The sequence below is a fragment of the Conyzicola nivalis genome (assembly GCF_040548875.1).
GTDB lineage: Bacteria > Actinomycetota > Actinomycetes > Actinomycetales > Microbacteriaceae > Conyzicola > Conyzicola nivalis_A.
In genome coordinates this window covers 215,003-237,102 of the sequence record NZ_JBEPSJ010000003.1, presented here as the reverse complement: position 1 = coordinate 237,102, position 22,100 = coordinate 215,003, and the positions used below count along the sequence as shown (strand labels likewise).

The window sequence follows — 22,100 nt, the reverse complement described above, 5'->3', positions numbered from 1 at the left end:
CCTTTCGTGTGTCGCAGGTCGGGCGTAGCGTTGCCGCCGTGATCACCTGCGCAATCGTGCTCGAGCCGGGGCGGCCGTGCCCCGAGCCGCCCGCCGTCGGTGCTCCGCTGAACCTCTGCCGCCAGCACCTCCTCGACGCCCACGACTGGGTCGCAGACGAGCTGGGTGTGACCGACCTGCTGCCGTCACCCTGCGTCGCCTGCGGCAGCCGCCTGGGTGTGCGATACCCCAGCGGCTGGCTGTGCGCCGTGTGCGAGTGGCGGGTCGGCGACGTTCCCGACCCCGACGACGCCGCCGCGGTGCGTGTCGACGTCGTCTACTACCTCCGCTTCCGTGATCGCATCAAGATCGGGACATCCGGCAATCCGCGTCAGCGCCTGGCGACGCTGCGGCACGACGAGGTGCTCGCTTTCGAGCGTGGCGACCGCTCGCTCGAGCAGCGACGTCACGCGCAGTTCGCCGACCACCGCCTCGAACGTACCGAGTGGTTCGCGGTGAACGACGCGCTGACCGCGCACATCGACGTGCTGAGGGGCGGGGCGGATGACCCGTGGTCGCAGTATGCGCTCTGGAGGAGCCAGCGGCTCGCGCTGCTGACCTGACCGGTCCGAAACCCTAACGGAATCCATACGGCCGCGGCCCGTTCTGCCCCCGGCGCTGCGCCTAGCGTTGGAGTTTCGCGTACAGACGAGGGTGGACAGTGTCACAGCAGGTGTTACCGCACGCAGAGGACTCCAGGCCGTCGGCGGGCGGCGCGGCTCGCTCGTGGCTGCTGCGAGGCATGCCGCAGCAGGCGGCCTCGCACCCGGGCCCCCACGCCGAATCGGTCGAGAAGACGCAGTCGTGGTGGCGGGTGATGTGCCTCACCGGCGTCGACTACTTCTCCACGCTCGGCTACCAGCCCGCGATAGCGGCCGTCGCCGCCGGGCTGCTGTCGCCGCTCGCGACCATCGTGCTCGTGCTCCTCACCCTGCTCGGCGCGCTGCCCGTGTACCGCCGCGTCGCGAGGGAGAGCTTCCGGGGCGAGGGTTCGATCGCGATGCTCGAACGCCTGCTGCCCTGGTGGGGAGGAAAGCTGTTCGTGCTCGTGCTGCTCGGCTTCGCCGCAACCGACTTCATGATCACCATCACGCTCTCGGCAGCAGACGCCACGGCCCACGCGGTCGAGAATCCGTTCGCCCCCGAGTGGTTCCACGGCAACGAGGTGCTGATCACCCTCGTCTTCGTCGGCCTGCTCGCCGCCGTCTTCCTGCGCGGGTTCAGGGAGGCGATCAGCATCGCGGTGGTGCTAGTGGCGCTGTTCCTGCTGCTCAACGCGATAGTCATCGTCGTCTCGTTCGCCCACATCGGCGCCGACTTCACCGTCGTCGACGACTGGTGGGCGGCCCTCACGGCGCAGCACAGCAACCCGGTGCTCATGGTAGGGATCGCGCTTCTGGTGTTCCCGAAGCTCGCGCTCGGCCTCTCCGGCTTCGAGACCGGCGTCGCAGTGATGCCGCAGATCACCGGCGGCCCGCGCGACACCGAGAGCAACCCCGAGGGGCGCATCCGCGGGGCGCAGCGGCTGCTCACCACCGCGGCGATCACCATGAGCGGCTTTCTCATCACCTCCAGCATCGTCACGACGTTCCTCATCCCGCAGGAGGAGTTCCAGTCGGGCGGCGAGGCGAACGGCCGGGCACTCGCCTACCTCGCGCACGCCTATCTGGGCGACGGCTTCGGAACGCTCTACGACGTCAGCACCATCTGCATCCTCTGGTTCGCAGGCGCCTCGGCGATGGCCGGGCTGCTCAACCTCGTTCCCCGCTATCTGCCCCGCTACGGCATGGCGCCCCAGTGGGCACGCGCCGTGCGTCCGCTCGTCATCGTCTTCACCGCGATCGCGTTCGTCATCACCATCGCGTTCCAGGCCGACGTCGACGCCCAGGGTGGCGCCTACGCGACCGGTGTCCTTGTGCTCATCACCTCCGCATCCGTGGCGGTCACCCTGTCGGCGCGGCGCAAGCGCCAGACCAAACGCACCCTCGGATTCGGACTGATCGCGCTCGTGTTCGTCTACACGACGGTCGTCAACGTCGTCGAGCGGCCGGACGGCGTGCGCATCGCCGGCCTGTTCATCCTGGGAATCCTGGTGGTCTCCATCGTGTCGCGGGTGCAGCGGTCGTTCCAGCTGAGGGCGACGTCGGTCGACCTCGACGCGACGGCGCAGCAGTTCGTGCTCGGCGACGCCGACGACTACGGAGCCATCCACGTGATCGCCCACGAGCCGAACGCGGGAAGCGCGCACGAGTACCGGCAGAAGCTGCAGGAGGAGCGCCGCGACAGCGGCATCCCGGCGCGCGCCCCCGTGCTCTTCCTCGAGGTAGCCGGCGGCGACTCGTCCAACTTCGAAGAAGACCTCGCGGTTCGCGGGGTCGTGCGGCACGGATACCGCGTGCTGGAGGTCGACAGCGGGAATGTGCCGAACACCATCGCCGTGGTGCTGCTCGCCATCCGCGACCGCACCGGCGTCGTTCCCGACGTCTACTTCGAGTGGACCGAGGGCAACCCCGTCTCGAACATGTTCCGTTTTCTCATCACCGGAACCGGCGAGGTCGCGCCGGTCACCCGCGAAGTTCTGCGCCGGGCGGAGAAGGACCGCGCCCACCGGCCCGACGTGCACGTGAGCTGACGGGGCGGCGGTGCGGCGGTGCGGACGCGAGAATGCCCGGCCTCCTCGCGGACGCCGGGCATTCGGTGCTGTTGCTGCGTGACTAGACGGCGGCGGCCTTCTTGATCGCGTCGGCGACGGCGGTCGGCTCGGCGACCATCGACAGGTGGCCCGCTGCGACCTCGGTCAGGGTCGAGCCCGCGCGCTCGGCCATCCAGAGCTGGGTCGACAGCGCGATGCTGTGGTCCTCGGTACCGGCGACGTACCACGACGGCAGGGCCTTCCACGCCTGGCCGGCGCCGGCCGGCTCGCTGAGCGCACCGTACGTGATGGGGCGCTGGCTGGCGAAGTACGTCGCGGTCTGCTCGTCGCTCAGGCCGTTGGTGAAGCCGCCCGCGAACGCGCCGGCCTTGAGGTAGAGGTCGACGTTGTGGTCGCCGGGGAAGGGGGCCTGGTCGAAGAGGGCTCCAGCGTCGACCGGGCCGGCCTTGCTCGAGAGCTCGAGGATGGTCTCGCCCGTCTCGGGCACGAAGGCGTTGACGTAGACGAGCGACTTCACGTCGGGGTGGCTGAGGGCCGCGCCGCCGATGAGCGCTCCACCGTAGGAGTGGCCCACGAGCACGACGGGTCCGCTGGTGCGGGTCTCGAGGAACGAGGCCAGGTACTCGGTGTCGCCGGCGAGCGAGCGCAGCGGGTTGGCGAAGTTCACGACGGTGAAGCCGTCGGCGGCGAGGATGTCGCGTACCGCGTTGAACGGGCTGGCATCGCTCCATGCGCCGTGGACGACGACGATGGTGGGCTTGGCGGTGGTGGACTGGTCGAGGGCGTTCATCAGGGTCTTCTTTCGGTTGGGGTGAGGGGCTATACGCCATGTAGACGAACTAGTAACTCTACTTGCTTCGATCAGTGTGCACCCATTGCACCGAGAGCGCAAGTCCGAATCCGAACGTGCCCGAAAAATCGCCCGTCGAGTTACGGGCTCGTGACGTTTCGGCAAAACTATTGCCTGTAACGAATCGACCGGTCTAGCGTTGAGCTCGACCCGGTCCCACCCCGGGGCGGCGGGCGCCGGCAGGCGGGCTCTTGCTCTTCACGGTACCGATCACGCGCCCAGGGAAACGGAACCCGCACTTGCCACAGGACGCCCCCGCGCAACAGAGATGCTCCGCCCCGGTCACTCTGAAGTCGATCATCGACGACCGGCCGATCGGCCGCGTGCATGGGCTCGTTCTTATGCTCTGCGGCTTCGTGATGTTCCTCGACGGCTTCGACACCCAGGCCATAAGCTTCGCGGCACCCGTGCTGGCGAAGGAGTGGGGGCTCCCTCCGGAAGCGCTCGGCCCGGTGCTCTCGGCCGCGATCTTCGGGCTCATGGTCGGCTACCTGGCACTGTCGCCCTTGGCCGCCCGCTTCGGTCATCGTCGAGTCATCATCGTCACCACGGCCGTGTTCGGTGCCCTGACGCTGCTGTGCACACTCGCCGCCGGCCCGGTAGAGCTCATCGCCCTCCGGTTCCTGACCGGGATGGGCCTCGGCGCCGCGATTCCCAGCGTCGTCGCGCTGACGAGCGAATTCGCGCCGCGCAGACGGCGGTCGTCGTTCGTCATGTTCATCTACTGCTGGCTCGCACTGGGGTTCGTGGCCGCCGGTGTGGTGTCGGGATACGTCATTCCGCAGTTCGGCTGGCGCGGCATGTTCGCGGTGGGCGGGGTGCTTCCTTTGCTGCTCACCGTCGTGCTCATCCGCTTCCTGCCCGAGTCACCGCGATACCTTCTCGCACGTTCCGCCGAATCTCCGCGACTGCTGTCGATACTCCGGCGTCTAGACCCGAGTCTCGGCGCCGACGCCAGGTTCGTCGCCGACGCCGACGACGCCGCACCGCAGCAGACGGCCGTGTCCTTGGTCGTCGAACTGCTGCGCCGACGATGGATCGCGAGCACTCTGCTCCTCTGGGTCGCCTTCATCGCCAACCTGGCCGCCTTCTACTCGATCCAGAGCTGGTTGCCGAGCATCGTGGGCTCGCTCGGTCGGGAGCAGTCCGTGATCATCGGGGCCACGATCCTGACCACGATCGGGGGCATCGTCGCCGCGACCGTCATCGGGCCCGCGATGGACCGGATCAGCCCGTTTCTCACGCTGGGGGTGGTCTACCTTCTGGGCGCGGTCTTTGTCGCGCTGCTCGGGGTGGCGCTGGGCGGCAGTACGTGGATGCTGCTGGTCGCGGCGTTCCTGTCGGGCACCTGCGTGACGGGCGGGCAGATGAGCATCGTCGCCCTGGCCGCGCTGATCTACCCGCCCAGACTGCGGTCGACCGGCGTGGGCTGGGCGCTGGGCATCGGCCGCGTGGGGGGCATCGTCGGGCCGATCCTCGTCGGGCTCGCGATCGGCGCAGGGGTCGAGCCATCCGTGGTCTTTATGGTCATCGCCGCTGTGCTCGTCGCGGCCGGCGCGAGCGTGCTGATGCTGGGGCGACGGAGCGCTGCCGAACGCGCCTGAACGCTACTGCTGCCCGTCTGCCCGGATCGCCGGCCAGATGCTCGCGACGATGCGCGCGGTGAGCTCTTCCCTGTCTGTGTCGAGCCGCATGTACGCCCCGAAGAAGGCGCCGAAGCAGAGCGACGCGATCATGTGCACGTCGACGTCGGCGCGCACCTCGCCCCGGTCACGCAGGTTCTCGATGACGCGCTCGACGAGCGTCACGCGGGGCTCGATGGCGTGTTCGCGCATGATCTCCATCAGACCCGGGGTGCGATGCGTCTCGCCGATGAAATTGCCCATAAGTATGATCGCGTCGGGGTTGAAGTAGGCCGGGTCGACGCGGCGCACCGCCTCGGTCAATGCCTCCAGCGCCGGCAGTTCGTCGAGCTCGTAGGTCGGATAGGTGTCGCGCTGTGCGCGAAATCCGAAGTCGAGGGCGTCGACGACGAGCTCGAACTTGCCCGGCCATCGGCGGTAGAGGGTCGGCCTGGTCACGCCGGCATCCGCGGCGATGTCGCCGAGTGTCATTTTCGAGTAGCCGTCGACGACGAGGCGGCGGCGAGCGGCGAGGATGATCGCGGTGTCGATCGCGGCCTCCCTGGGGCGTCCGCCTTTAGCTGCATGGCCGTCTTCTGAGGTGTGGGGGTCTTCGATCATCGGCGTCCGAGTGCTCCTTGCGTTACAGGTAGGAAACGTAACACAACCTGATCGCGGTCGCGTGGAAAAGGGCGGATGTACGGCACCGGTGTGGCTGCCGTACATCCGCCCTTCTCGGGGGGGCTACTTGGTCGTCGCGGCGTCCTTGATGACACCGGCGACCTTCTTGGGCTCCGCGACCATCGACAGGTGGCCGGACTTCACCTCTGTGAGGGTGGAGCCGGCGCGCTCGGCCATGAACAGCTGGGTGGAGATATCGATGCTGTGGTCCTCGGTGCCGGCGACGTACCACGACGGGAGGGTCTTCCATGCCTGGTCGGCGGCGGCCGGCTCATTGAGCGCTGCGAAGGTGATCGGGCGCTGGCTGGCGAAGTAGGTCGCCGTCTGCTGGTCGGACAGGCCGTTGGTGAATCCGCCGGCGAACGCGTCCTTCTTGAGGTAGAGGTCGACGTTGTGGTCCCCGGTGAAGGGCGCCTGGTCGAACAGGGCCTCGGCGTCGACCGGGCCGGCCTTGCTCGAGAGCTCGAGGATCGTCTCGCCCTCTTCGGGCACGAACGCGTTGAGGTAGACGAGCGACTTCACGTCGGGGTCGCTCAGCGCGGCGCCACCGATGAGCGCTCCGCCGTAGGAGTGGCCGACGAGCACGACCGGGCCGGTGGTGCGGGTCTCGAGGAACGAGGCCAGGTAGTCGGTGTCGCCGGCGAGCGAACGCAGCGGGTTGGCGAAGTTGACGACCGTGTAGCCGTCGTCGCTCAGGATGTCGCGTACGGCGTTGAAGGGGCTGGCGTCGCTCCACGCGCCGTGGACCATGACGATCGTGGGCTTGGGCGAAGAGGCGGATGCCGCAGCCGCGGTGTCCTCGGCGGCGGGGGTGGCGGCGGTGCTGCAGCCTGCGAGGGCCAGCACGGCGACGACCGAGGAGGCGGCGACGATGGCTGCCTTGCGGCCGAACGAGAAGCGGGAGGAGCTCTTTGCGATGTTCATGATGACTGCTTTCTTGAGGGGGATGAGGGGTGCGAATGTGTTGATCGAGCGGTGGAGAACCATGTAGACGAACTAGTACCTCTACGTGCAGGGTCTATAGTGTACCCATGACGACGGAAGCGCAAGTCGGCAGAAGAAACCGGCCGTTTCGCGGCCTGAACACCAGCGACAAGAGGTAACAGTGAGTGCGTCAACAGAGGTCGACCCGCAGGGTACGCCGGTGAAAGAGCCCGGCACACGCGCGGCAATCACCCGCGAGAAGATCGTGGATGCGGCAGCGGAGCTCTTCTACGCACACGGCCTACGCGCGGTCAGTGCCGACAAGATCATCGAGCGCGCCGGCATCACCAAGGTCACTTTCTACCGGCACTTCCCCACGAAGGACGACCTGATCGTCGCCTACCTCGAGCGGAGAGCGGCGTGGGAGCGCGAGGCGGTCGCGGCCGCGGGCGAGGCGGCTCGCGGTGATGTCGACGAGACCCTGCGGCTCATCTCCGAGGGCATCGGATCGGAGGCCTGCACCGCGGGCTTCCGTGGCTGCCCGTTCATCAATGCGGCGGCCGAGTTCGCCGATCCGAAGCATCCGGTGCGCGTCATCGTCGACGGCCACCGCGCCTGGTTCCTGTCGGCGCTGGAGCGGTTGACGGCGTCGGTGGGGATTGAGAATCCGACCGCCGCAGAAGAGCTGATGATGCTGCGCGACGGCGCGATGGTGGCGGGCTACCTCGGTAACCCCGAGAAGGTCGCTGCGGCATTGCTCGCCGGCAGCCGCGCGGTCATCGCCCTCTATCGCTGACGGCCTCGACGGGTCGACTTCTTTCCGCTTTTCGGGGTTGCTCTTGCTTTACATCACAGCGTTACGTTACAGTCACCAAATGTAACGTAACCCACGTGACATTCCTTCGAAAGGCGTGATTCCGCATGGCTGGACCCGTACTGCAGGCATGGCCCGATCGAGTCCGTCTTTCGCCGCGCTCCGCTCAGGCGAGCCGGATCGCCGGCGCTCTCGAGCTTCGCGCCGAGGCGGAGCGCGAGGTCATCCTCGGTGCGCGCGGTGCCGCGGGCGGCGACACCGACATGACGCTGAGGCTGCTCTCCGAGGCCGTCGCGCGCGAGGTGCGTGCTCCCGGCTTTCGCGGCTGCCCGTTCATCAACGCCTCGGCCGCGCATCCGGAACCCGAACATCCGACCCGCGTCGTCGTCGATGCTCATCGGCAGTGGCTGCTGGCGGCCTTCGAGGAGCTCGCGGTCAGCGCCGGCATCCACCGCTCGACGGTCGCCGAGGAGCTGATGATGCTGCGTGACGGCGCGATGGTCTCCGGCTATCTCGGAAACGCCGACGGCGTCGGCCCGGCGCTGCTCTCCGCGAGTCGCGCCGTGATCGCCCGCAGTCGTTAGGCCGATGTCACGTCATCTCTCGGGCCGACCCGACGAGGTACCTGGGGCCTATCACGGAGATACTCGCGGCTGACGTTGCAGGGTGAGAATGCGGCCATCGTGGGGGAATAGACATTCGCTTCAGAAAGGCGTGATCCCGCATGGCTGGACCCGTACTGCAGCAATGGCACGACGACATCCGCTCACCACTGGATTCCGTTCACGCGAGCCGGACCGCCGGCGTCCTCGAGCTGTGGGCCGAGGTGGAGCGGGAGGTCATCCTCGGGGCGAGCAGTGCCGCGGGCGGCGACGCCGACGTGGCGTTGCAGCTGCTCTCAGAGGCGGTCTCGCGCGAGGTGCGTTCACCCGGGTTTCGCGGCTGCCCGTTCATCAATGCCTCGGCCGCGCACCCGGAGCCCGGGCATCCGGTCCGCGTGGTCGTCGACGCCCACCGGCGGTGGCTGCTGGCGGCCTTCGAGGAGCTGGCGGTCAGCGCCGGCATCCGTAGTTCGACGGTCGCCGAGGAGCTGATGATGCTGCGTGACGGCGCGATGGTCTCCGGCTATCTCGGGAACGCCGACGGCGTCGGCCCGGCGCTGCTCTCCGCGGGCCGCGCCGTGATCGCCCGGAGCCGCTAGTTCGACCGCAGGGTCATTCCTGCGGCCGACCCGACGTGCTACCTGCGGTCCACCACGGAAACACTCGCGGCTGACGATGCAGGGGGAGAGCGGCGGCCATAGTGAGTGATTGACACTTGCTATCGAAAGGCGTGATCCCGTATGGATGAACCCGTACTGCAGGCATGGCACGACGACATCCGCTCACCGCTGGATTCGGTCTACGCGGTTAGGGCCGCGGGGGTGCTCGAGCGTCGGGCCGAGGCGGAGCGCAGGGTGATCGTCGCGGCGAGGAGCGCCGCCGGCGGTGACGCCGACGCAATGCTGCGCGTCCTTTCCGAGGCTGTCGCCCGTGAGGTGCGTTCTCCCGGATTTCGCGGCTGCCCGTTCATCAACGCCTCGGCCGCGCACCCGGAACCGGAACATCTGGTCCGTGTCGTCGTGGACGCCCACCGGCGGTGGCTGCTGGCGGCCTTCGAGGAGCTGGCGGTCAGCGCCGGCATCCACCGCTCGACGGTCGCCGAGGAGCTGATGATGCTGCGCGACGGCGCGATGGTCTCCGGCTATCTCGGGAACGCCGACGGCGTCGGCCCGGCGCTGCTCTCCGCGAGTCGCGCCGTGATCGCCCGCCCGCTGCCGCTAGGTCGACCGCATCCCCGCGAGAATGATCGCGCACGTTCGCTGCCACTGGTCCGGAGCGGCGCGCACGCCTAGGCATTCATCCGCAGTGACCGAGGCCCGGCTCAGGATCACGATGTCCTCCCACGTGACGTCGGCGCGAAGCGAGCCGCTGTCGTGGGCGCGCTGCACGATTTGCCGGACGAGCGTGCGCAGGCGGCCGTTGTGGCGGTACGTCTCCTCGTCCGCGAGGTCGATCGACGACGCGAGGTACTGAGCGATCCCCTGATTGGCAAACTGCGTCATGCTGAAGAAAGCGAAGAACGTCGAGAGCCCGTTCCAGGAGTCCGGATCGTCAAGGGCGGCCTCGGCGACCGACTGAACCTCGTCGATGCCGTCGACCAGGATGTCTCGGATGAGCGCGTCCTTCGAGCCGAATCGGCGGTACAGCGTGCCGACTCCGACCTCCGCTCGGGCGGCGATCTCTGCCGCCGTGACGTCGGTGCCTCGTTCTGCGACCAGCTCGCGCGCAGCCGCGACCAGACGCACGCGGTTGCGCCGGGAGTCCGATCGCTGGTCAGACGGGTTGGCGGGCGCGGTGGTCTCGGACATATCCAAAGATTATCGCAAAACGGACTCACCCATTCCGGTATTGGGCTAGCATCAAAGCGGAATTGCTAATTCCGGTTCGGGAAATGCCCGAGCGCCACCCACGACGAAGGACACCTTCATGACCCACTACATTCAAACGGTGCGCAGCAGAGCGCTCCCCGGCCGTCAGACCGAGTACCACGACTGGTTCCTCTTCACCCACATCCCCGCGGTGCTGTCGCTCGAGGGTTTCGAGTCCGCCGAACTGCACCGGCTGGTAGCCCCTGACGACGCCCCGGCGGAGTTCCTGTGCATCTACCAGCTCGAGACCGCCGACCTTCAGGCAACACAGGCGGCGATGTTCGCTGCAGGAGCGGCGATGGTGAAGAGCGACGCCATGGACGTGAAAGCCACCCGCGTCGACGTCTACTCCTCGGCCAGCGCGTGAACGCGCCGATCAGGGTCGGGATCGTGGGCGTCAACGCTGAGCGAGGATGGGCGGCAAACGCCCATATCCCCGCTCTTCGAGCGCTCCCCGATTTCGAGATCACCGCACTGAGCACCACTCGGCAGGAATCCGCGGATGCGGCGGGGCGGGTCTTCGGCGTCGGGCTGACTTTCGGCGACCACGAAGCCCTCGTGCGACGACCCGAGGTCGATCTCGTGGTGGTCACCGTCAAGGTGCCGCATCACTTGGAGATCGTCACCGCCGCGCTGAATGCGGGAAAGGCCGTGTATAGCGAATGGCCCCTCGGACGCGACCACGTGGAGGCGCGAAAGATGACGGAGCTCGCGGCGAGCCGCCAAGCCAAGACGCTCGTCGGCCTGCAGTCGCGTCGTTCGCCGGCCGTGCGCCACGTGCGCGATCTCATCGCGGACGGCTACCTGGGCACGATCCTGTCGACCACGATGGTCGGTTCCTCGCGGCTCGGCGGAGAGATCGACGCGGGCAATGCTTACAACCTCGACCAGGCGAACGCCGCGAGCATGCTGAATGTCGCCGCCGGGCACAGCCTCGACGCCATGACCCACGTGCTCGGCGACTTCGCCGAGCTGTCCGCCCTACTCGAAACCCGTCGCCCGTCGATCACGGTCGAGGGCAGTGGTGAGCGGCTGGTGAAGACCTCGCCCGACCAGATCGGCATCCTCGGGCGGCTCGAGACCGGCGTGACCGCGAGCGTCCACTTTCGCGAGGGGCATCACGGCGGAACCGGGCTCCTCTGGGAGATCAACGGCACCGAGGGCACGCTTCAACTGCGGGCAGCGAGCGCACACCCCGGCATGTTCGACGTGACGGTCTCGGGATCCCGAGGTAGCGGGGAGATCGCGGAGATCCCCGTCCCCGGCGCCCTCACCGCGCAGACGCCGGGGCTCGACGAACTCGACATCATGGTCGGCAACGTCGCCCGGATGTACGACGCCTTCGCGTCCGATGTGAAGCGCGGCTCGCACGATGCGCCCGACTTCGGCGAGGCGCTCTCCACCCATCGGCTCATCGAGACCATCCAACGCGCCGCAACGTCCGGCGCGCGAATCACCCACGAGAAAAGAGAGTCCCATGTCTGAACTGGAAACGTATTACGCCGACCTCATCGGAGCCGTCGGACGACAAGACCTGGCGAGCATCCAGGGTCTCATCGACCCGTCGTTCGTCATCCACTACGACACCAGCCTTCCCTTCGGCGGCGTGTACTACGGGGTCGAAGGCTTCTTCGACTTCCTCGGTCAGCTGACGGGTCACCTGGAGGATCTGAAGACCGAGCAGCTGAACTACATGGAAGACGCGAATGGCGAGCAGTACACGCTCATCATCAAGCTCACCGCGCGGGTCGCTGCAACCGGCCAGCAGATCGAGACACAGGTCAGCGAACTCTGGACAGTGCGCGACGGAAAGGCCGTCGAGGCCCGCGCCTGGTACTGGGGCGCCGCCGCGATCGAGTGGGGGACCAGCGCGGTCTGAGCGCCCGCCCGCCGGACAGTCATCACTGCGACCGAGCCAGGGGGTACTCGCGACTGACGCGCCCGGCCGGGAAGGCAACCATGCTGGGGGAATGAACACACCCTCCCGCATCCTCGGCGTCGCCGTCGCGGCATCCCTCGGCCTGGCCCTCAGCGGCTGCGCGCTCGCCGACACCCTTCAGAACGAGACGGCGTCGAGCTACGGCACAAAAGGCGAGCTCGACGAGCAGTGGGGGAAGGCCGCGCCGTGGCTGCCGGCGGACTCGGCGGACATCGACGTGCGCGAGTCGACGCGTAGCGAGCACGCGGTGCTGCGAGCCTCCACCGACGCGGCGCTGGACCCCGCCTCATGCACGCTGACAGAACGCGAGTCGCTCTGGACGTACAGCGTGGACTGGGCTCCGCGGACCCTGCCCGACGAGGTCTGGGCGTGCGGTGACTGGGCCGTGGTCGAGACCGACGGCGGTTACTTCGGTTGGACGCCGAACAGCGCGGGGGAGGCCGCGGCCACCGTCGGCTGATCCTCGTAGCATATGGTTTTGCACTTCCAGTAGAACAGTGCAAAAATGCACTCTGTGACTCCGAGTGCAACCGAAAACCGCCGCGAGCGGAAGATGCAGGAGACGTCGGCCCGGCTGACGTCACTCTGCCGACGCTTCACCGCCGAGCGCGGACTCGCCGGTTTCACCATTGAGGAGGTATGCGAGCAGGCCGACGTGTCGCGCCGCACCTTCTTCAACTACTTCGCCTCGAAGGACGACGCCGTACTCGGCGCGAACCCCGACGAGGAGACGGAGCTTTTGGCCGCCGAGTTCCTGGCGCGGTCCTCGCGCGGCTGGGCGGCGGTGCTCGACGATCTGGTCGACCTCGTGATCGATCACTTCGAGGCGGTCGGAGTCGACGCCGTCGCACACGCCGAGTTCGTCGCCGCTGTCGAGCGTGAACCCCGGCTGCTTCTGCGCTTTATGGGCATCTCCCGCGACCGCGACCGGCAGGTCGTCGAGCTCGTAGCGCTGCGCGAGAAAACCGGCACGGACGACCCGCACGTCGAGGCATCCGTCAGCATCCTCTCCACCCTCATCCGCACCTCAGGCGACGCCTTTCTCGACCCCGGCAACACCAGGGAATTCGCCGTCATCCTGCGCGAATCCCTCGCCGCCATGCGGGCGGTTCTCGCTTCCCCCACCTCCCGAAAGGCACAACTGTGACGACCACGACCGAGGCGCCGATGCTCCTCACCCAGCGGCGCATCTGGATCATCTTCGCCGCGCTCATCGCCGGCATGCTGCTGTCGAGCCTCGACCAGACCATCGTCTCCACAGCGATGCCGACCATCGTCGGGCAGCTCGGCGGCGTCGAGCACCAGGTATGGCTCACCACCGCCTACCTGCTCGCCACCACCATCGTGATGCCGGTCTACGGCAAGTTCGGCGACGTGCTCGGGCGCCGACGGCTGTTCCTCGTCGCGATCGCGCTGTTCACAATCGCCTCGATCGGCTGCGCCTTCGCGGGCGACTTCACCCAGCTCGTCGCGTTCCGCGCCATGCAGGGCCTCGGCGGCGGCGGTCTCATCATCCTCTCGCAGGCGATCATCGCCGACATCGTGCCCGCCTCGCAGCGTGGCAAGTACCTCGGCCCGCTCGGCGCCGTGTTCGGCCTCTCCGCCGTGGGCGGCCCCCTGCTCGGCGGCTTCTTCGTCGACCACCTCACCTGGCAGTGGGCGTTCTACATCAACATCCCCATCGGCATCGCGGCCTTCGCCGTGGCCTGGTTCACGCTCAAGCTGCCGAACAAGAAGGCCACGCAGCCGATCGACATCCTCGGCGTGCTGCTGCTATCGGCCGCCACCACCTGCCTCATCTTCTTCACCGACTTCGGCGGCAACTCCGACCACGGCTGGGACGCCATCGAGACCTGGGCCTTCGGCGTCGGACTCGTCGTGGCCGTGCTGCTGTTCATCCTCGTCGAGTCGCGCGCGAAGGATCCGATCATCCCGCTCTCGCTGTTCAAGAACCCCACGTTCATCAACGCGACCGCGATCGGCCTCACCCTCGGCCTCGGAATGTTCTCGGCGATCGGCTTCGTGCCCACGTTCCTGCAGATGTCGTCGGGCACCTCGGCCGCGGCGTCCGGACTCCTGATGCTGCCCATGATGGTGGGCCTCATCGGCACCTCGATCGTCTCGGGAATCGCGATCACCCGCACCGGCCGCTACCGGCTGTTCCCCATCCTCGGCACGCTGATCACGGCCAGCGCCATGGTGGCCATGACGACGCTCACCGCCGACACCCCGATCTGGCTCATCTGCGTCTTCCTGTTCGTGTTCGGCGCGGGCCTCGGCATGATCATGCAGGTCGTGGTGCTCGTGGCGCAGAACTCGGTCGACGCGTCGATGGTGGGTACCGCGACGAGCACGAACAACTACTTCCGCGAGGTGGGCGCCTCGCTCGGCGTCGCCGTGTTCGGCACCATCTTCACCACTCGGCTGACCGCCAACCTCACCGACGTGTTCACGAGCTCGGGCGCAAGCGCGTCTGACGCGGCGAACGCCACGGCCACCATCGACCCGCAGGCGCTCAACGCGCTGCCCGACGCGATCCGCGAGGGCATCGTCGTGGCCTACGCCGACGCGCTGGCCCCCGTGTTCTGGTACCTGCTGCCGTTCATCGGGCTGTCGTTCGTGCTCTCGCTCTTCCTCAAGCAGATCCCGCTCTCCGATGTCGCCGGGCTCGTGGCCCGCGGCGAGGCGATCGGCGGAGACGAGGCCGAGGTGCTCGAGTCCGCGCACCGGGCATCCGTGCGGGCAGGCTCGGCCGCGTCGAGCACGCCGGACGACAGCGAGGAGCCGCCCCGCCGCGGCCGCCCGCGTCGCCCGCGAGGCTGACCGCAGCGCAAAAGAACGGCCGCACCCCTCGGGTGCGGCCGTTTCCTTTTCATTGGGCAGCCGTCTCGTCGGGGTGAGGGTTCGGTGGATCCACCGATGTGCGAATCCTATGGATCCGTAGCGTGGATGGTGCGCGGGAATGTCTCCGGCGCGGAAGCCGGAAGCCATGAGAATCACCATCTTCGCGGTCGGAGACCGAGACGCGCTCGACGTGTCGGCCGTGCTCGGCACAGAGCTCGATCGTCGAGGCCACAACGTGATTCTCGTCGAGCCCGATACGCCGACTACCGATCCGTCGACACTCGAGCTCTTCGTCAACGCGGCCGCCGGCGCCGACCTCATCGTCTCGGCCCTGCACTCCCAGGACGAAGCATCCTGCCTCGCGGAGGCGGCTGGAGTGCCGATGGTCGCGTTGCATCTCGAGCCCGGTCCCGACGAGTCGGCGTTCTCCCGGGCGCACGGCGGCGGCACCCGCCTTCCTCGCCCGCTCGCCCGCGTGCTGCAGAACGCCGAGCTGCACGCGCAATGGGCGCCGGACGCGCCACGCATCAACGCCTTCCGGGCGCGGCTCGGGCTGTCTCCGACGTCGCGCTCGGCGACGGACCGGATGCGCCGCGCGGGCTACGTGGAGATCCAGGCCTACAGCAGACTGCTGGTCCCCTCGTTGGTCGCGTGGGACGAACGCCGACCGCTCGTCGGATTCGTCACCGACGCCGAGGCGCCGTTGCCGACCGGCGCGTGGGTCGGGGGCGACGAGATATTCGTCGACGTCGCGCTTGGCCACGCCGTGCACGACGCCGTGGAGCGGGTGGCCGCGCGGTCGGGCGATCGCGTCGTGCGCGGCCGTGCCGACCACGTGCGCCTCGACGGGGCGCGGATGGCCGTACACGCCGGGACTGCGGCGACCACAGCGGCGGTCGCCCGCGCCGGGATACCGTCGCTGGTGCTGTCCCAGTCGCGCGCGCAGGCTTTCTGGGGGCGGTCCGTGCGCGATCGCGGAGTCGGCGACTGGCTCGACCTCGCCGACCTCGCCGACGAGACCCTGGAGCGAGCCGTCCGTCCGCTACTGAGTGCCGGGCCGCGCCGCCGGGCCGCGCACCTGAGAACGGCGCTGCTCGGCGAGACGGCGGTGGCCGACTCGGTGCAGATCATCGAGGACGCGGTGTCTGTCCCGTCGTCACGGCACCGCCGAGCGCGCGACCTCCGTACGGGGGCGGCGACTACTCGGTGATTGCACGCATGTGCGTCAGGAGGAGGCTCCGTAGCGTGAAATGAGCGGTTGCCGGTCGGTATACGCGCCCCGTCATCGAACGAAAGAGCACCGAAATGCCCACCACCCAGCCGCCCGCCGGCGCGCGCCGCGAGTCGTCCGCCGCTCCCTACGACTACCTGCTCGACCTCGACGACACTCCCGCGCCCTACGACTACATCGTCGTCGGCGCGGGAACCGCCGGATCGGTCATCGCATCTCGCCTGACCGAGGATCCGGCAGTGCGTGTGCTGCTCGTCGAGGCCGGCTCGGCAACGGCCCTGCCCGAGATGGCGAAGCCCGGGTACTGGCCCGTGCTGCTCGGCACCGCCGCCAACTGGGGCGAGCAGACCGTTGAGCAGTCGTTCACCGGCACACCCCTGCCCTTGCCCCGCGGGCGCGCCCTCGGCGGTTCGTCGAGCATCAACGGACTCAACTTCGTGCGCGGCCACCGGTCGAGCTACGACGCCTGGGTCGAGCAGGGTGCGACCGGCTGGGGTTACGACGACCTGCTGCCCTACTTCCGCCGCAGCGAGACCACCCAGGGTCGCGACCCCGCGCTGCGCGGCACCGACGGTCCCATGCTCGTCGGCCCGACACTCGACCCGAGCCCGGTCATCGTGGCCGCGCTCGCCGCGACCCGCGAGCTCGGCTACCCCGAGGCCGCGGACGTGAGCGGCGGAGTCGACGTCGGTTTCGGTCTCTCCGACGCGAACGCGAGCGGCGGCACCCGCCAGAGTGCCGCCGACGCCTACCTGCGCCCGGTGCTCGACCGCCCGAACCTCGTCGTCGTCACCGACACGATGGTCAACCGGCTCTCGATCGTCGACGGGGTGTGCCTCGGAATCGAGTACACCGCCGCTGGGAAGCGCACCAAGGTCGTGGCCCGCAAGGAGGTCATTCTGACCGCCGGGGCGATCGGCTCGGCCCAGCTGCTGATGGTCTCGGGCGTCGGCCCCGCGGAGCACCTGCGTGACCTCGGCATCGATGTGGTGCGCGACCTGCCCGGCGTCGGCTCCAACCTGCACGACCACCCGATGTCCACTGTGGTCTACGAGTCGGCGGCGGCGATGCCCGAGACACCCGACAACATTTTCGGACAGGGCGTTGGCCTGATCCACTCCGAGCGAGCGCTCGGCGGCCCCGACCTGCAGTTGCTGCTTATCAGCAAGCCGTACCGCGCTCATACGCTCGACGGACCCGCATACGACAACGGCAGCGGATACTCCATCGCGTTCTCGGCGATGCTGCCGTTCAGCCGGGGGACCGTGCGACTGGCCAGCCCCGACGCCGGGGTCGGGCCGCTCATCGACCCGAACTACCTCGGCGACGTGCGCGACGAGGTCGTGATGGCCGAGGGCCTGCGCGTCGCCCGCGCCATCGGCGAGGCAGACGCGCTCGCCGAGTGGCGAGGCGCCGAGGCCCAGCCCGGTCGGCCCCTCCCCGATGCCGAGTCGGTGCGCGACTACCTGCGCGAGAGCCTCGTGGTCTACTTCCACTACGCGGGAACCTGCCGGGTCGGCACCGACGAGCTCGCCGTCGTCGACCCCGAGCTGCGCGTGCGCGGGATCTCCGGCCTGCGCGTCGCCGACGCCTCGATCATGCCGTCGCCGGTCTCCGCCAACACGAACGCGACCGTCTTCGCCATCGCCGAGCGGGCGGCAGCGCTGATCGCGGCCTAGCCGGACGTCGGATGCCTCGTGCCGAACGCCGGCGCGGGGCATCCGTTCGCCCGCTCTCGCCGATTCTTCAGGCGCCGCGCACGCCCGGCCGCACGAAGCCGCTCTCGTAGGCGAAGACCGTCGCCTGCACCCTGCTGGTCGTCTCGGTCTTGGCCATGATGTTGCTGATGTGGGTCTTCACCGTCGCGGCGCTGAGGAAGAGCTCGCCGGCGATGGCGGCGTTGCTGAGCCCTCGCGACAGCGACTCGAGCACGTCCCGCTCGCGGTCGCTGAGCCTGTCGAGCAGGGCCAGTTTCTGTGCGGGGACCGGCACAGCGGCCGACGGCACGGCGCCTGGCCGCGCGGCCGCGGGCGCGCCCAGGCGGTGCTCGAGCAGCGACCGGGTCATGGCCGGGTCGATGAGCGCGTCGCCGCGCAGCGCGGTGCGCACCGCGGCCGCCAGCAGGTCGGCTCCGGCGTCCTTGAGCAGGAATCCGCACGCCCCGGCATCGACGCTCGAGAGCAGGTACTCCTCGTCGTCGAAGGTCGTGATGATGACGACGGCCCGCGCGGTGCCCGCCGCGGTGATGCGCCTCGTCGCCTCCACGCCGTCGAGTCGTGGCATCCGCACGTCCATCAGAACCACGTCGGGTCGGTGCGCCGCGGCCATCCGCACCGCCTCGACTCCGTCGGTCGCCTCGTCGACGACCACGATGTCGGGCTCGGCGTCGAGCATCATCCGCAGCCCCATGCGCACGATCGGCTGGTCGTCGACCACGAGCACCCGGATCGGCTGCGTGCCGACGGTCATGCCGACACCGGCTCGCCGGCGGGCAGCATGGCCCGCACGGTCCATCCCTCGCGGTCGAAGCGTCCCGTCGTGAGCGTGCCGCCGACGGCGTGCACGCGCTCGGTCATGCCGCGCAGGCCGTTGCCGCCGTCGCTGTCGGTGCTGCCCGAGCCGGGGGAGCCGTCGTCGTGCACCATGACCTCGATCGAGTCGCCGAGCATGCGCAGCGACACGTCGACCGCGACGGCGTCGGAGTGCAGCATGGTGTTGGTCAGCGCCTCCTGCACCACGCGCAGCACCACCGCCTGGAGCACGGTCGAGAGCGCCAGCCCCGCCGGGATCGACTCGCGCACGTCGATGCCGGCGTCGCGCACCCGGGTGATGACATCGGCGAGCGACGTCGCGAAGTCAGCGGGCGACCGCTCGGCGCCTCCCTCGCCGTCTGCCCTGAGCACGCGGACCACCTGCCGCATGGCGGTGAGCGCCTCGCGCCCGTTCGCCGAGACCCAGCGCACCGTCTCGCGCAGCTCCTCCGGGCGGGTGTCGGCGACCCGGTCGGCCGCCTGCGCCCTGATCACCATCGCGCTGACGTGGTGGGCGACGACGTCGTGGATGTCGCGGGCGAGAGCTGTGCGCTCCTCCGCGGCGATGCGCGCGGCATCCATCTCTCGCAACCGCACGAGTTCGGCGTTGCGCTCGCGGAGCGTCGCGAGGCTGCGGCGCTGGGCGAACACCGAGATGCCGAGCACGTAGGCGGCCAGCACCACGATCGCCGCGAGCAGACGGGTCGACGGGTCGATGTAGTAGAAGAACGAGGAGCCCTCGTACTCGAAGATGTCGCGCCAGATGTACCAGACGCCCAGCGGCAGCACTGTGAGGATCGTGAAGGTCAGCAGCAGCGGCACGGTGACCGGCAGGCGCGGGCCTGCCGACGTTGCGAAGAACACCGCGATGATCAGAGGCACGACGCGCAGCTCGGTCACGTCGAACACCCACGTCGGCCACGCGGTCGCAACCCCGACCACGATGAGCCCGATGACGGGGAACGGGCGGCAGAGGCCGACGGCGGTCGCGCAGAGCACGCCGAGGTAGACGTAGTCACCGAGCTCGTACGGATACCAGCCGAGCTGCAGCCCCACCGCGATCGCCGCGAGCCAGACGCCGAGCAGTCCGACCCCGCGCAGCAGGTCGCCGAGCAGCGGACGGGTGGTCACGACCGCGGTCGCGCGAGAGAAGGCTGCGGCCAGTACGGGCGGCGACACACTGGCTTCGGCGGGCATAATCGACGACTCTACCCGCGGCATCCGGCGGCCTCCTCGGCCGTTCATCCCATCTCGGTCATCCTTTCGGACCAACCGACGGGCGATCAGTGGGGGAGTCGGTCGAGCATCGCGATCACCGACTCGGCCGACCGTTCGGCGGCGTCGTCGACGTGCGTGCGGAAGTCGGACTCGGCCACCGGGCCGCACAGGTCGGAGATGCCGCGCACCGAGACGAACGGGCGGCCGTGCACGTACGAGGTCTGCGCGATCGCGACCGACTCCATGTCGGTGGCGAGCACGGCGGGCAGCGCCTCGCGGATGGCGAGAGCGCGCGACGGGGTGACGAACGAATAGCTCGACGTCAGCAGCCCGATGTGGACGATGGATGGCGCGAACCCGGCAGTGTGCTCGGACCGGGCCAGCGCCTCCAGGGCCAGCTCGTCGGCGAGATACGACGCGGGCATCCGCGGAACCTGGCCGAGCGCGTAGCCGAATGCCCGGGCGTCGGCGTCGATGTTGATGTACTCGCTGCCGACGACGACGTCGCCGACGCGCACGACGGAGCCGACACCACCCGCGGTTCCGGCGCTGATCAGCATCGGACCGACGGTACCGGGCTCGGCGTCAGGCTGCGGGGCGGTGGCGAGGATCGCCGAGGTGGCCGCCCCGGCAGCGTTCACGAGCCCGATGCCCGTGCGCACGAGCAGAACCGTGCGCTCGCCGAGACGCACGTAGCGGTGCACCGCGAGACCGACCGAGACGGGGTCGCCGACGACGGATGCCCGTTCGAGGAACGGCTCTTCCTCGTCTGCCATCGCGACGAGGACCACGGCGCTGGCTTGGCTCACGTGTACGAGTCTATTCGCGGAGCGGGAACCGAGCGCTCGTTCGGCGAGCACTCGGTAGTAGCGCGGATGTGTGCGGCCGGGGCGCGAAATAGCGTCGATGTATGAGCGAGACAATCACGACATCGGCCGACTGCGTTGTGATCGGCGCGGGCCCCGCCGGGCTCGCCGCGGCCCGAGGTCTGGCGCGATCCGGGCGGCGCGTTGTGGTCTTGGAGAAAGGCGACGGAGTTGCCGCCAGCTGGCGCGCGCACCGCCCCGGGCTGCGGCTGCACACGGTGCGCCGGCTCTCGAGCCTGCCGGGTCGCAGCATCCCCCGCGCCTACGGCCGCTACGTGTCGAGCGCGGATCTGGTGCGCTACTTCGAGGACTACGCGACCGGCCATCGCCTGGATATCCGCTTCGGCGTCTCGGTCGACAAAGTGCGTCGGGAGAGCGGCACCCGGTGGTCTGTGAATACTGCGTCGGGCGAGAGGTTTCTGACGTCGACACTCGTCGTAGCCACCGGGCACAACCGCGTGCCCCACATCCCGCACTGGGCGGGCCGCGACGACTACCGGCGGCCCCTCATCCACGTGAGCGAATACCAGGACGCCAGCGACTACCGCGGCCTCGACGTCCTCGTTGTCGGAGCGGGCAACGCCGCCGCCGAGGCGGCGACCGACCTCGCCCGGGCGGGGGCGGGCAGGGTGCGGATGGCCGTGCGCACGCCGCCGCACATCGTCCGTCGACGCGTCGGCCCGCTGTCGTCGCAGGTGGTGGCGATCCTCGTGGGTCGCCTGCCGGTCGCCCTGGCGGACCGGGTTGCCGATCTGATCGCCGCGCTCACGGTGCCGGATCTCTCGGCGATGAACCTGCCCCGGCCACGCCGTGGCCTGTACTCGAGGGTGGAGCGCGACAGTTCGGTACCCGTGCAGGACACGGGAATCGTCGAGCTCGTGCGGCGGGGTGCCGTCGAACCCGTCGCCGCGGTGGTCGCCTTCGAGCCGGTGGCGGTGCGGCTCGCCGACGGGTCGCTGGTGAACCCCGACGTCGTGATCGCGGCCACGGGGTACCGCCGCGCGCTCGAGGCGATCCTGCCGGGCGCGGTCCCGGTCGGAGACATCGGCAGTCCGGTCTCGCCCTCGGGGCACGAGGTCGCGCCGGGCCTGTACTTCGCGGGATTCTCGGTCTCGGCCACCGGCGCGTTGCGCGACATCGCGAACGACGCGCGACGTATCGCGCGGTCGGTGAAGAGGGCCGACGCCTCTGTCGTCTAGCGGCCGGCCTCCGCTGCGACGAATCGCGGGTCGCCGATGCGCTCGATGCGCTCGATCAGGCCCGCGCCGTCGAGTCCGTCGAGAGCCGCCTCCACCTCGTCGAGCAGGTCGGAGCGCACCCGCGCGTCGGTGTTCGAGAGCGCGACATCCAACTCGTGGAGGTAGTGGGCGGCGGTGGACGAAAGGTGCGGTGCGGTCATGATCGGGTCCGTTTGGGGT

24 protein-coding genes are annotated in these 22,100 nt (G+C 69.0%); 16 read left to right on the top strand and 8 right to left on the bottom strand.

Annotated features, from left to right (window positions below; genetic code table 11):
• Positions 1 to 38 precede the first annotated feature (38 nt).
• Entirely contained in the window at positions 39 to 602 is a 564-nt protein-coding gene (locus ABIE21_RS13680; RefSeq protein ID WP_436232342.1) for a GIY-YIG nuclease family protein, read from the top strand.
• A 179-nt stretch (positions 603 to 781) separates the two neighbouring features.
• Positions 782 to 2,671, top strand: a complete 1,890-nt coding sequence (locus tag ABIE21_RS13675) for an amino acid transporter (protein ID WP_354025547.1) — start codon at positions 782 to 784, stop codon at positions 2,669 to 2,671.
• A gap of 82 nt (positions 2,672 to 2,753) precedes the next feature.
• Here ABIE21_RS13675 and ABIE21_RS13670 read toward each other — a convergent pair whose 3' ends face one another.
• Complete coding sequence (locus ABIE21_RS13670) at positions 2,754 to 3,482, bottom strand: alpha/beta fold hydrolase (protein ID WP_354025381.1); 729 nt, start codon at positions 3,480 to 3,482, stop codon at positions 2,754 to 2,756.
• Positions 3,483 to 3,781: 299 nt separating this feature from the next.
• Between ABIE21_RS13670 and ABIE21_RS13665 the strand changes: the two genes are divergently transcribed.
• The gene (locus tag ABIE21_RS13665) at positions 3,782 to 5,146 is read left to right on the top strand and encodes an MFS transporter (protein WP_354025380.1); all 1,365 of its coding nucleotides are present in this window, start codon (positions 3,782 to 3,784) and stop codon (positions 5,144 to 5,146) included.
• 3 nt (positions 5,147 to 5,149) lie between these two features.
• Here the strand turns inward: ABIE21_RS13665 and ABIE21_RS13660 are convergent, their stop codons facing one another.
• The gene (locus ABIE21_RS13660; RefSeq protein WP_354025379.1) at positions 5,150 to 5,785 is read right to left on the bottom strand and encodes a TetR/AcrR family transcriptional regulator; all 636 of its coding nucleotides are present in this window, start codon (positions 5,783 to 5,785) and stop codon (positions 5,150 to 5,152) included.
• A gap of 123 nt (positions 5,786 to 5,908) precedes the next feature.
• Positions 5,909 to 6,769, bottom strand: a complete 861-nt coding sequence (locus ABIE21_RS13655; RefSeq protein ID WP_354025378.1) for an alpha/beta fold hydrolase — start codon at positions 6,767 to 6,769, stop codon at positions 5,909 to 5,911.
• A gap of 181 nt (positions 6,770 to 6,950) precedes the next feature.
• On the opposite strand from ABIE21_RS13655, the gene ABIE21_RS13650 reads away from it, so the two are divergent.
• The 4 genes from ABIE21_RS13650 to ABIE21_RS13635 all read left to right on the top strand — a co-directional run bounded on the left by ABIE21_RS13650 (position 6,951) and on the right by ABIE21_RS13635 (position 9,477).
• Complete coding sequence (locus ABIE21_RS13650; RefSeq protein WP_354025377.1) at positions 6,951 to 7,565, top strand: TetR/AcrR family transcriptional regulator; 615 nt, start codon at positions 6,951 to 6,953, stop codon at positions 7,563 to 7,565.
• 125 nt (positions 7,566 to 7,690) lie between these two features.
• A complete protein-coding gene (locus ABIE21_RS13645) occupies positions 7,691 to 8,167 on the top strand; it encodes a hypothetical protein (protein WP_354025376.1) in 477 nt (158 codons plus the stop codon).
• A 140-nt stretch (positions 8,168 to 8,307) separates the two neighbouring features.
• A complete protein-coding gene (locus tag ABIE21_RS13640; RefSeq protein ID WP_354025375.1) occupies positions 8,308 to 8,784 on the top strand; it encodes a hypothetical protein in 477 nt (158 codons plus the stop codon).
• Positions 8,785 to 8,925: 141 nt separating this feature from the next.
• Positions 8,926 to 9,477, top strand: a complete 552-nt coding sequence (locus tag ABIE21_RS13635; protein ID WP_354025374.1) for a hypothetical protein — start codon at positions 8,926 to 8,928, stop codon at positions 9,475 to 9,477.
• Here the strand turns inward: ABIE21_RS13635 and ABIE21_RS13630 are convergent.
• The gene (locus ABIE21_RS13630) at positions 9,403 to 9,993 is read right to left on the bottom strand and encodes a TetR/AcrR family transcriptional regulator (RefSeq protein WP_354025373.1); all 591 of its coding nucleotides are present in this window, start codon (positions 9,991 to 9,993) and stop codon (positions 9,403 to 9,405) included. The two genes, ABIE21_RS13635 and ABIE21_RS13630, sit on opposite strands and share 75 nt — an antisense overlap.
• Positions 9,994 to 10,111: 118 nt before the next feature.
• On the opposite strand from ABIE21_RS13630, the gene ABIE21_RS13625 reads away from it, so the two are divergent.
• From ABIE21_RS13625 to ABIE21_RS13590, 8 genes are all read left to right on the top strand, one after another.
• A complete protein-coding gene (locus ABIE21_RS13625) occupies positions 10,112 to 10,420 on the top strand; it encodes a hypothetical protein (RefSeq protein ID WP_354025372.1) in 309 nt (102 codons plus the stop codon).
• Positions 10,417 to 11,538 (top strand): Gfo/Idh/MocA family protein, encoded by a 1,122-nt coding sequence (locus ABIE21_RS13620; RefSeq protein WP_354025371.1) that lies wholly within the window; start codon positions 10,417 to 10,419, stop codon positions 11,536 to 11,538. Before ABIE21_RS13625 ends, ABIE21_RS13620 begins: the two co-directional genes overlap by 4 nt.
• Entirely contained in the window at positions 11,531 to 11,932 is a 402-nt protein-coding gene (locus tag ABIE21_RS13615) for a nuclear transport factor 2 family protein (protein ID WP_354025370.1), read from the top strand. Before ABIE21_RS13620 ends, ABIE21_RS13615 begins: the two co-directional genes overlap by 8 nt.
• A 91-nt stretch (positions 11,933 to 12,023) precedes the next feature.
• A complete protein-coding gene (locus tag ABIE21_RS13610) occupies positions 12,024 to 12,452 on the top strand; it encodes a hypothetical protein (RefSeq protein WP_354025369.1) in 429 nt (142 codons plus the stop codon).
• A gap of 54 nt (positions 12,453 to 12,506) precedes the next feature.
• Positions 12,507 to 13,139 (top strand): TetR/AcrR family transcriptional regulator, encoded by a 633-nt coding sequence (locus tag ABIE21_RS13605; RefSeq protein WP_354025368.1) that lies wholly within the window; start codon positions 12,507 to 12,509, stop codon positions 13,137 to 13,139.
• A 20-nt stretch (positions 13,140 to 13,159) separates the two neighbouring features.
• A complete protein-coding gene (locus ABIE21_RS13600) occupies positions 13,160 to 14,815 on the top strand; it encodes a DHA2 family efflux MFS transporter permease subunit (RefSeq protein WP_354025546.1) in 1,656 nt (551 codons plus the stop codon).
• Positions 14,816 to 14,981: 166 nt separating this feature from the next.
• Positions 14,982 to 16,046, top strand: coding sequence for a hypothetical protein (locus ABIE21_RS13595; protein ID WP_354025367.1), 1,065 nt, complete (start codon positions 14,982 to 14,984; stop codon positions 16,044 to 16,046).
• Positions 16,047 to 16,141: 95 nt separating this feature from the next.
• The gene (locus tag ABIE21_RS13590; RefSeq protein ID WP_354025366.1) at positions 16,142 to 17,746 is read left to right on the top strand and encodes a GMC family oxidoreductase; all 1,605 of its coding nucleotides are present in this window, start codon (positions 16,142 to 16,144) and stop codon (positions 17,744 to 17,746) included.
• 67 nt (positions 17,747 to 17,813) lie between these two features.
• On the opposite strand, the gene ABIE21_RS13585 is transcribed toward ABIE21_RS13590, so the two are convergent.
• The 3 genes from ABIE21_RS13585 to mtnN form a co-directional block, all read right to left on the bottom strand.
• The gene (locus ABIE21_RS13585; RefSeq protein ID WP_354025365.1) at positions 17,814 to 18,536 is read right to left on the bottom strand and encodes a response regulator transcription factor; all 723 of its coding nucleotides are present in this window, start codon (positions 18,534 to 18,536) and stop codon (positions 17,814 to 17,816) included.
• On the bottom strand, positions 18,533 to 19,795 hold the full coding sequence (locus ABIE21_RS13580; RefSeq protein WP_354025364.1) for a sensor histidine kinase: 1,263 nt from the start codon (positions 19,793 to 19,795) through the stop codon (positions 18,533 to 18,535). Before ABIE21_RS13580 ends, ABIE21_RS13585 begins: the two co-directional genes overlap by 4 nt.
• Positions 19,796 to 19,881: 86 nt before the next feature.
• Positions 19,882 to 20,625 (bottom strand): 5'-methylthioadenosine/S-adenosylhomocysteine nucleosidase, encoded by a 744-nt coding sequence (gene mtnN / locus ABIE21_RS13575; protein ID WP_354025363.1) that lies wholly within the window; start codon positions 20,623 to 20,625, stop codon positions 19,882 to 19,884.
• A gap of 101 nt (positions 20,626 to 20,726) precedes the next feature.
• Here mtnN and ABIE21_RS13570 point away from each other — a divergent pair, with 101 nt between their 5' ends.
• Positions 20,727 to 21,881 carry a flavin-containing monooxygenase gene (locus ABIE21_RS13570; protein WP_354025362.1) on the top strand — a complete coding sequence of 385 codons (1,155 nt, stop codon included), beginning with the start codon at positions 20,727 to 20,729 and terminating at the stop codon, positions 21,879 to 21,881.
• On the opposite strand, the gene ABIE21_RS13565 is transcribed toward ABIE21_RS13570, so the two are convergent.
• Positions 21,878 to 22,081, bottom strand: a complete 204-nt coding sequence (locus ABIE21_RS13565; RefSeq protein ID WP_354025361.1) for an HAAS signaling domain-containing protein — start codon at positions 22,079 to 22,081, stop codon at positions 21,878 to 21,880. The genes ABIE21_RS13570 and ABIE21_RS13565 overlap by 4 nt on opposite strands.
• Between the last annotated feature and the right edge of the window lie 19 nt (positions 22,082 to 22,100).